9 protein-coding genes and 1 tRNA gene are annotated in these 9,049 nt (G+C 67.9%); 3 read left to right on the forward strand and 7 right to left on the reverse strand.

The window, feature by feature from the left end:
- Positions 1 to 99 precede the first annotated feature (99 nt).
- The gene (locus A5696_RS14005) at positions 100 to 639 is read right to left on the reverse strand and encodes a 6-carboxytetrahydropterin synthase (RefSeq protein WP_082956707.1); all 540 of its coding nucleotides are present in this window, start codon (positions 637 to 639) and stop codon (positions 100 to 102) included.
- Between the two features lie 135 nt (positions 640 to 774).
- On the opposite strand from A5696_RS14005, the gene A5696_RS14010 reads away from it, so the two are divergent.
- Positions 775 to 1,212 (forward strand): ester cyclase, encoded by a 438-nt coding sequence (locus tag A5696_RS14010; protein ID WP_067879589.1) that lies wholly within the window; start codon positions 775 to 777, stop codon positions 1,210 to 1,212.
- A 103-nt stretch (positions 1,213 to 1,315) separates the two neighbouring features.
- Here A5696_RS14010 and A5696_RS14015 read toward each other — a convergent pair whose 3' ends face one another.
- Genes A5696_RS14015 through A5696_RS14035 form a run of 5 tightly spaced genes read right to left on the reverse strand, consistent with a single transcriptional unit; the run spans position 1,316 to position 6,438 of the window.
- Positions 1,316 to 2,146: an ABC transporter permease gene (locus tag A5696_RS14015; RefSeq protein WP_067879591.1), complete on the reverse strand. Its 831-nt coding sequence runs from the start codon at positions 2,144 to 2,146 to the stop codon at positions 1,316 to 1,318.
- Positions 2,143 to 3,051, reverse strand: a complete 909-nt coding sequence (locus A5696_RS14020; RefSeq protein WP_067879594.1) for a glycosyltransferase — start codon at positions 3,049 to 3,051, stop codon at positions 2,143 to 2,145. Before A5696_RS14020 ends, A5696_RS14015 begins: the two co-directional genes overlap by 4 nt.
- Positions 3,048 to 3,845, reverse strand: coding sequence for an ABC transporter ATP-binding protein (locus tag A5696_RS14025; protein ID WP_067879597.1), 798 nt, complete (start codon positions 3,843 to 3,845; stop codon positions 3,048 to 3,050). Before A5696_RS14025 ends, A5696_RS14020 begins: the two co-directional genes overlap by 4 nt.
- A 20-nt stretch (positions 3,846 to 3,865) precedes the next feature.
- The gene (locus A5696_RS14030) at positions 3,866 to 4,405 is read right to left on the reverse strand and encodes a bacterial proteasome activator family protein (RefSeq protein ID WP_156738383.1); all 540 of its coding nucleotides are present in this window, start codon (positions 4,403 to 4,405) and stop codon (positions 3,866 to 3,868) included.
- A gap of 14 nt (positions 4,406 to 4,419) precedes the next feature.
- Complete coding sequence (locus A5696_RS14035) at positions 4,420 to 6,438, reverse strand: DUF6541 family protein (protein WP_067879600.1); 2,019 nt, start codon at positions 6,436 to 6,438, stop codon at positions 4,420 to 4,422.
- Positions 6,439 to 6,540: 102 nt separating this feature from the next.
- Here A5696_RS14035 and A5696_RS14040 point away from each other — a divergent pair, with 102 nt between their 5' ends.
- Entirely contained in the window at positions 6,541 to 7,737 is a 1,197-nt protein-coding gene (locus A5696_RS14040; protein WP_067879604.1) for a cysteine desulfurase-like protein, read from the forward strand.
- A gap of 139 nt (positions 7,738 to 7,876) precedes the next feature.
- Here A5696_RS14040 and A5696_RS14045 read toward each other — a convergent pair whose 3' ends face one another.
- Positions 7,877 to 8,845 (reverse strand): NAD(P)H-quinone oxidoreductase, encoded by a 969-nt coding sequence (locus A5696_RS14045; RefSeq protein ID WP_067879637.1) that lies wholly within the window; start codon positions 8,843 to 8,845, stop codon positions 7,877 to 7,879.
- Between the two features lie 37 nt (positions 8,846 to 8,882).
- On the opposite strand from A5696_RS14045, the gene A5696_RS14050 reads away from it, so the two are divergent.
- Positions 8,883 to 8,972 (forward strand) — tRNA-Ser (locus A5696_RS14050).
- Positions 8,973 to 9,049 lie beyond the last annotated feature (77 nt).

Consider the following 9,049-nt stretch of genomic DNA (forward strand, 5'->3'; position numbering starts at 1 on the left):
GTTGCACCACGACCAGGCTGCCGCCACCCTACGCGCCAGCGAATTGGCTGTTGTACACATACCCAGTAGCGCGGGGAATCCACCCCGTTTGCCAGCGCGTTAACCCCAGCCCTCGGCCGTCACCGGTCCCGCGGTGAGCGTGACCACGTTGTTGCGGCTTTCCCGCGCCTCGATTCGGGACACCCACACCCGGCCGCCGGTGGCCAGCCCGACGATGCGCTCGGCCGTCTCGAACACCCAGGCCGCCGAGCCTTCCATGCCGGTGTTCGCCATGATCCGCAGGTCGACCACGCCCCGCTCGGCCAGCAGTTCGAACAGGTCGCGCTGCGGATCGTCCTCCGCGATCAGCGTGGTGTGGTCGAACTGGTAGCGCAGTGCCGACCGAACTTCGGCGACGGTGCCGACGTCGACCACCAGACCAGTGCCGCGTTCGGTTTGAGCGCAGGCGAACTCGACTTCAAAGCTGCGTTCGTAGCCGTGCAGGAAGAAGCGCTTGCCCCCATTGGCCCACGAGCGATGGCAGCACGGGAGCTCGCCGAACAGCTTGCGCGTGTGGAACCGCGCCGCCCGGCCGATTGGTGTGTCGGCGCGGTGCATGGTGGCGACGCACACGTCGCCGTCGAGACCCGCGTCATTCATGAGTGCAGCGTCGGGTCCGTGGCTTGCAGGATCCTTGCAGGATCCTTGGAGAGCTGGAAGGCCCCACGAATCTCGCCGGTGTTCTAGAGTGACGCCCCATCGGGGGATTCATCGAGACATCGAGGAGGCCCCGTTATGACGGCGATCGAGGACATCACCAGCCTTCGCCAACGCCGCGAGGCAATCGTCAATAAGCACGCCGAGGCGGAAAACCGGCACGATATCGAGGCGACAATCGCGACCTTCGCCCATCCACGTTACGAGGTAAACGGCGTCCCGAGCGATGGCGAGGAGGCCGTTCGAGAGCTGCTGCAAGGCCTCATGGTTGCGCTTCCCGACCTGCACGCCGAACTCGGCAAGATGCGCCATGCCGACGACGCCATATTCGGCGAAGGGCGGATCACGGGAACCCATGACGGTGAATGGGCGGGTATTCCCCCAACGGGACGCCGCGTCGAGATTCCGATAGTCGGGATCTTCGAATTCGAGGGCGATCGACTCCTGTGTGAGAAGGTCTACTTTGATATGGCCGGCGTGCTGACTCAAATGGGAGTTCTTCCCCCGATCAGCTGAGCCGCGCCTGGCGAAGACGCCTAACAGGATCTGGACGCGGCAACCGCCCGCGGGCGCGACCGCGGCTGAGCAACAACGCCGCGCCCGCCGACACCGCGAGGGGCTAAACCCAGTACGGCACGCGGGCCCGATACTGGCGCATCGCGAACGCTGCGAGCGCCCAACCGACGGCCGTGAGCACCAAGACCACCACCCAGTGCCGTAGTTCCTGGTGGGCGCCCAGCAAGGGGGCCCGAACGATGTCGAGGTAGTGCAGCAGCGGGTTGAGCTCGACGATGCTCGACCACCGTCCCGCGCCCTGCTGCCGCAGCGTGTCGTCGTTCCAGATGATCGGCGTCATGAAAAACAGCAGCTGCACCACCGAGAACAGCAGCGGGCCGATGTCGCGATAACGGGTCGCCAGGATGCCGAAACACAGCGACACCCAGATGGAATTCAGCACGATCAACCCCAGCGCCGGGATGACCGACAGGTCGGCCCACGACCACGGCTTGGGAAAGATGATCGCGACGACGACGTAGATCACGATGTTGTGTGCGAACAGGATCATCTGCCGCCACACCAGCCGGTACACGTGCACGCTCAGCGGTGTCGGCAGCTGCTTGATCAGCCCCTCGTTGGCGACGAACACGTCGGCGCCCTCCAGGATGGCGGCGTTGATCATGTTCCAGATGATCAGCCCGAGCGTGACGTAGGGCAGGTGCACCGCCAGGTCCAGGTGAAACAGCTTGGAATACAACCCGCCCATCGCGACGGCGGTGGTGCCGGTCGCGATGGTGATCCAGAACGGTCCCAGCACCGAGCGGCGGTAGCGCTGCTTGATGTCCTGCCAACCCAGGTGCAGCCACAGCTCGTGGCGGCGGAAACCATCGAGGAGGTCGCTGCGGGCGCGGGCGAAGGTCCGCGACTGCGCCGCCGCATCATAGAACGTCACGTGGCTCCTCCCGGCTTGCCGAAGCGCTCGCGACGGCCCAAGCGGCGCAACCGGATCCATTCGGCCAGGCCCTTGGGGTCCCGGCGGCTCACCAGGAAGAACCAGCCGAACCGCACCCACTCCTGGAACAGCAGCTTGCGCAGTCCCGGCTGCGCGAGCACATAGCCGCGGTTGCGGTAGGTGAAGAATCGCTTGGTGGCGTCGTCGGGATATTGGGTGTGCATCCGGCCGCCCAGGATGGGCTTGAACTCGTCGGATCCGCACGGATGCAGGTAGACAGCGTCCAGGCAGGTACCGAACGGCAGGCCGGATCGAACCAGCCGCCGATGCATCTCCACCTCGTCGCCGCGAATGAACAACCGCAGGTCCGGGACACCGATCGATTCCAGCGTCGACGCCCGGAACAGCGCGCCGTTGAACAACGACGCGATGCCACGCAGCAGATCCTGGCCGGCTTCGGTGCGTAATTCGCTTGTGCGCCTGCGCCATACCAGGCCGCGCCGCAGCGGAAACGCCAGCAGCTGCGGGTCGTCCATATTGCACACCATCGGCGACACCTCGGCCAGGCCGTACTTCTCGGCACAGGCCAGCAGCGTCGCCAGCACATGCGAGTCCTGAGGCCGCCCGTCGTCGTCGGCGAGCCACACCCAGTCGGCCCCCTGCGCCAGCGCGTGCAGCATGCCGAGCGCGAAACCCCCAGCGCCGCCGAGGTTTCGGCGCGAACCCAGGTAGGTCGTCGGAATGGGTTGGCCGGCAACCAGATCCCGCACCCGGTCGTCACCGTCGTTGTCGACCACGATCAGGTGGTCGGGCAACCGGGTCTGCGTGCTGAGCGCGTCCAACGACTTGGCCAGCTCGTCGGGACGCCGGTGGGTGACCACGACGGCGAAGATGGTCTCACTCATGGCTGTCCGGCGGTTTCGGCCAGCACCTCGCGCACGTGCCGGGCCGCGTCCTCGCCCTCGTAGGCGCGCACGACCTCCTCGATGCCGCCGGACATGCGGATGACGCCGTGGTCGATCCACATCGCGGTCTTGCACAGCCGCGCCAGGAATTCGTTGGAATGGCTGGCGAACACCAGGATTCCGGACCGCTCCACCAGCCTCTGCAGCCGGGACTGGGCCTTCTTCAGGAAGTCGGCGTCCACCGCGCCGATGCCCTCGTCGAGCAGCAGGATCTCGGGGTCGATGCTGGTGACCACCCCCATCGCCAGCCGGACCCGCATCCCGGTGGAGTAGGTGCGCAGCGGCATCGACAGGTAGTCACCGAGCTCGGTGAACTCGGCGATCTCGTCCACCTTGGACATCATCTGCTTGCGGGTCTGACCCAGGAACAGCCCGCGGATGATGATGTTCTCGTAGCCGGAGATCTCGGGGTCCATGCCGACGCCGAGGTCGAAGACGGGCGCGACCCGGCCGGTGACCCTGGCCCAGCCGCGGGTCGGCTCGTAGATGCCCGAAAGCAGCCGCAGCAGGGTCGATTTCCCGGCGCCATTGTGGCCGACGAGCCCGACGCGGTCGCCGAGCTCGAGCGTCATCGTGATGTCGCGCAGCGCCTCGATGACGACGACGTTGGAGTTGTTGCGACCGATGGTTCCGCCCGCCTTGCCCAGGAAGGCCTTCTTCAAAGACCGCGACTTGGCGTCGAAGATCGGAAATTCCACCCACGCGTCGCGCGTCTCGATGTGGGGACCCGGCACCGTCGGCTACCTACGCTCGCTCAGAGGTATTGACCGTGCCCGGACCCGCTGCCCGGCTTGCCGATGCCCGGCGGCAGCGCGCCCTGGCGCATCTGCTCCAGCTGCGCGCGGGCGGCCATCTGCTGTGCGAACAGCGCGGTCTGAATACCGTGGAACAGCCCTTCCAACCAGCCGACCAGCTGCGCCTGCGCGATCCGCAGTTCGGCGTCCGACGGCGCGGTGTCCTCATTGAACGGCAGGGTGAGCCGGTCGAGCTCCTCACGGAGTTCCGGCGCGAGGCCCTCCTCGAGTTCGCGGATGCTCGTCGCGTGGATCTCGCGCAGCCGGTTGCGGCTGGCCTCGTCCAGCGGTGCCGCTCGCACCTCCTCGAGCAGTTGCTTGATCATGGTGCCGATCCGCATCACCTTGGCCGGTTGCTCGACCAGGTCCGTCAGGGAGCGCTCGTCGTCGGAGTCGTCGTCCGCGTCGCGAATCGCCATGATCCGCGGATCGACGCCGCCTATGACCTCGATGCCGTCGGCGTCTTGGCCGTCGTTGCCGTTAGTCAATCCACTCACCATCCTCTTCGGGGACCTCAGGGTTGCGGCGCCGCGGCGTCGTCGCGCCACTCGTAGATTCGAGCCCCGCCGTTGTCGTAAATCATCGTCCACGACGGCGATTTATCCAGAGACACTAGCCCGTCGGGTGTGGCAAACCCGCGGACGTTCGGTGTGCTCGTCATGATGTACCTGATATTGAGCGCTTTAATCGCCTCGACCACCTTCGGATCGGATTCGCCTTTGCGCGCCGAGGTCCAGAAGATGTAGCGGTAGTAGCCGGGCCCGGTCTGCTGCGGGAAGTCGTAATGGGTCCACAGCGGGTGCAGGTCGGCCACGGCGTACATCCATGTGGTGCCGTCGACGTTCGAGTCGCCGATCACCGTGTCGCGGGCGCCGGGGAGGCCGGCCAGGTAGGCCATCGCCATGAGGTCGCGCTGGTCGATGATCACCGAGTCGTACTTGTCGCCGAACAGGACCAGGTGCCGGTAGAGGTAGTGGCGGGCGGTGAGCACGGTGGCCACCAGAAGAAGGACCGCCGTGGTGGCGGTCCAGACCGGGGAGGGCAACTGTTTGAAGCGTTCGGTCATACGTCTGGCCACCAGTACGGCGACCGAGACGATCGCGAACAGCGCGACGGCCGCCATCGGCGTCACGAGCATCGTCACCACCCCCGACAGGCGCCGGGGATCGTTGTAGAAGAACTGGCTGAACGCCTCGATGGCGCGGCCGACGGGGTTGCGAAACGGCGCCCCGGAGTAGATGGTCGCCACCGTCAGCACCAGCCAGACCGCGGGTGGCCACCAGATCCGCTTGTACAGCAGGATCGCCATCCCGAGGTAGATCAGCACGAGCAACCCGTATTGGGTCGGAAAGTCGTTGAGGTGGCGGGTGTGCAGGAGCAGTGCGTCGATGACGCCCTGCTTGACGCTCTTGAAGCTGGGGAACGCGTGCCCGGCGATGATGTCGGCCTGCCGGAGCACGCCGAGGAACTGCGGGGCCAGAATCAGGCACGTCGGCACCGCGACGGCGGCGAGGGTCAGCGCGTCGGGTAGGCGGCCGCTGACCGGATGCCACAGGGCGTCCAGCAGCCACCACGCCAACAGGAACAGAATGACGATGAACCCGCCGGTCAGGTGCATCGACAGGACGCCCACCAGCGCCAGCACGGCCGCTGGGACGCGGTCGCGGTGCCGCAACGTCGACGCGATCAGGACAAACGTCGGGATCGCGACCCCGTAGGCCGCCAGGTTGGGCATCGCCGCGACGCCGAACTCGACGTAGGGCACCGACGTGAACGACGCCGACAGCGCCGCCGCGGTGGCCGCCACGCCCGCGGCGCGCCATTGGGAGGCCGACGATGCCGGTGAGGCTGAGGAGGCCGACACATCGGACTGGGTGCTGATCGGGCGCAGCAGGAACCAGGTGAGCGTGGCGGCGCTGGACGGGAACAGCCACACCGAGGCGGCCAGCGAAGTGAGGGTGTAGCCGGTGGTGGGTGCCGCCCCGGCGAGCTGACAGTAGACCGCGGTCAGTGCGTGAAAGACCGACGGGTAGTACAGCGGCTGATGGGTCTCGACGTTGCGCAGTTCGCCCATGTGGGTCGACGACGCCTGGCCGGTTTCGAGGATGAAGCGCACCTCGTTGGCGTGCCAGGCCGCGTCCCAGGTGCTGGGGATGGACTGCCAATGCGTGAGCCCGCGATAGCCCGCCCACATGATGAGCGCCGCACCCAGCAGCACGCCGAAGGCCACCAGCGCCGCCGGCCCGCGGCCGATCCCGCGCGTTTCGGCCTCGGCGTCGCGGTAGCGCGCGAGTGCCAGCTGCAAACCCGTGGCCACCACGCACACCGCCGCCAGCGCGGCCAGCGCGGTCCAACCGTTCCACGGGATTCCGAGCGCGCCGAAGGGGATAATCGCCAGGGCCACAACGCCATACGTCAGTGCCGGGCCAACCGCGACGGCGACCGGCCAGGTCAGCTGAGTGATGCGCGCGACTATCACACCCGGCGCGATCAGCAAGAACAGTGCGATCAGCGTTCCGGTCCACAGGCCCACTCGACTAGTATGGCTGGCCGGGTGCCCCGGCTTGCCAACGCCTCAGCGGCACCCGCTACCGTCACAATTTTCGCGGAATTGCGAAGCTCTAAGGTGGCTGGCATGGCTTACGACGTCGCCCGGGTGCGCGGACTGCATCCCTCACTGGGTGACGGGTGGGTGCACTTCGACGCGCCGGCCGGCATGCTCATCCCGGATTCGGTTGCGACGACGGTGTCCACGGCGTTCCGCCGGTCGAGCGCCACCACCGTCGGAGCGCACCCCTCGGCCCGGCGTAGCGCCGCCGTGCTGGACGCGGCGCGCGCGGCGGTGGCCGACCTGTTCAACGCCGACCCCGCGGGTGTGGTGCTGGGCGCCGATCGCGCCATCCTGTTGTCGTCGCTGGCCGAGGCGTCCTCCTCGCGGGCCGGCCTCGGCTACGAGGTGGTCGTCAGCCGCCTCGACGACGAGGCCAACATCGCCCCCTGGCTGCGGGCGGCGCATCGCTACGGCGCCAAGGTGAAGTGGGCCGAGATCGACATCGAGACGGGTGAGCTGCCGACGTGGCAGTGGGAAAGCCTGATCGGGAAGTCGACACGGCTGGTGGCCGCCTCGTCGGCGTCGGCGACGCTGGGCACGGTCACCGATCTGCGGGCGATGACCAAGCTCGTGCACGACGTCGGCGGGCTCGTCGTCGTCGACCACTCCGCGGCCGCGCCGTACCGCCTGCTCGACGTCAAGGAGACCGACGCCGACGTCGTCGCGGTGAACGCCCTCGCCTGGGGTGGCCCGCCGATCGGGGCGCTGGTGTTCCGCGACCCTGGGCTGATCAGCACGTTCGGCACCGTCTCGACCGATCCTAACGCCGCCGGGCCGGCGCGCCTCGAGGTGGGGGCGCACCAGTTCGGCCTGCTGGCAGGCGTCGTCGCCAGCATCGAGTACCTCGCGGCGCTCGACGAATCGGCCCGCGGCACCCGCCGCGAACGCCTGTCGGTCTCGACGCAGTCCGCCGCCACGTACCTGAACCGGGTGTTCGACTACCTGATGGTGTCACTGCGGTCCTTGCCGCTGGTCATGGTCATCGGCCGCCCCGAGGCGCGGATACCGGTGGTCAGCTTCGCCCTGCAGGACGTGCCGGCCGAACGCGTCGTGCAGCGCTTGGCGGACAACGGGATTCTGGCCATCTCCAACGGGAGCTCCCGCGCGCTCGACGTGCTGGGCGTCAACGACGTGGGCGGCGCCGTCACCGTCGGGCTGGCGCACTACTCGACGACGGCCGAGGTGGACCAGCTGGTGCGCGCGCTGGCGTCGTTGGGCTGAGCGGTTGGCCGCACGCGTAGCGCCGGGGCAGCTGTGTGTGCGCACAGGGCTTCGAAGTGTGCACACCGGGAGGCCCCTGTGGGCGTGTCGCCGCCGTGGGCGCACACGCAACGCCCCGGACTTACACGCAATGCCCTGACTAGACGGTCAGCACGATCTTCCCGGTCACATCGCTGGCCACCAGCCGCCGGTGCGCGTCACCGGCCTGCTGGATGGGCATGCGCGCGCCGATGATCGGACGCACCCGGCCGTCGGCGATCATCGGCCACACCGACGCCCTCACCGCCTGCACGATCTCGGTCTTGCTGTTCGGGCCCGTTACTGGGCGGGCCCGCAGCGTGGTGCCGATGACCCGCGCTCGCTTCGCCAGCAGCTTGCCGATGTTGAGTTCGCCCGTGATGCCGCCTTGCATGCCGATGATGACCAGCTGCCCGTCGGTCGCCAGGGCGTCGATGTTGCGGTCCAGGTAGGCCGCGCCCATGATGTCGAGGATCAAGTCGGCGCCGCCCTGGTCGTGCAGCCGCGCGACGAAGTCGTCGTCGCGGTAATTGATGGTGATCTCGGCGCCCAGCTCGCGGCAGAACTCCAGCTTCTCCGCCGACCCGGCGGTGACGGCCACCCGCGCGCCCAGCGCCCGCGCGACCTGGATCGCGTGGCTGCCGATGCCGCTGCCCCCGCCGTGCACCAGCAACACCTGGCCCTTGCCCAGGTGCGCGACCATCACCAGGTTCGACCACACGGTGCACGCCACCTCCGGCAACCCGGCGGCGTCGACGAGCTCCACCCCGTCGGGAACGGGCAGCACTTGGCCGGCGGGCACGGCGACGTACTCGGCGTAGCCGCCGCCGGCCAGCAACGCGCAAACCTCTTGTCCCGCAGACCAATCCGCGACGCCCCCGCCGGTGTCGGCGACCACCCCCGACACCTCCATGCCGATGATGTCGCTGGCTCCCGGCGGCGGCGGGTACTTGCCGGCGGCCTGTAACACGTCGGCGCGGTTGACGCCGGCCGCGGCGACCTTGATCAGCACCTCGCCGGGTCCGGCCGCGGCGTCGGGCACCTCTTGCCAGGACAGTTGATCGGGGGATTCGGCGACGATCGCGCGCATGACGGCCACGCTACCGGCCACCGTTACCCTTATCAGCGGTGGCGTGGCAGAGCGGCCTAATGCACTCGCCTTGAAAGCGAGAGACGGCTAACACCGTCCGGGGGTTCAAATCCCTCCGCCACCGCCATGTGATGTCGCGAGACATCGAGGACAGATGTCTCGCGACATAGTGAACACCCTCAGTTGTTGGCTGGGGGTGTTTTG

Source organism: Mycobacterium sp. E2699 (genome assembly GCF_001666745.1).
GTDB lineage: Bacteria > Actinomycetota > Actinomycetes > Mycobacteriales > Mycobacteriaceae > Mycobacterium.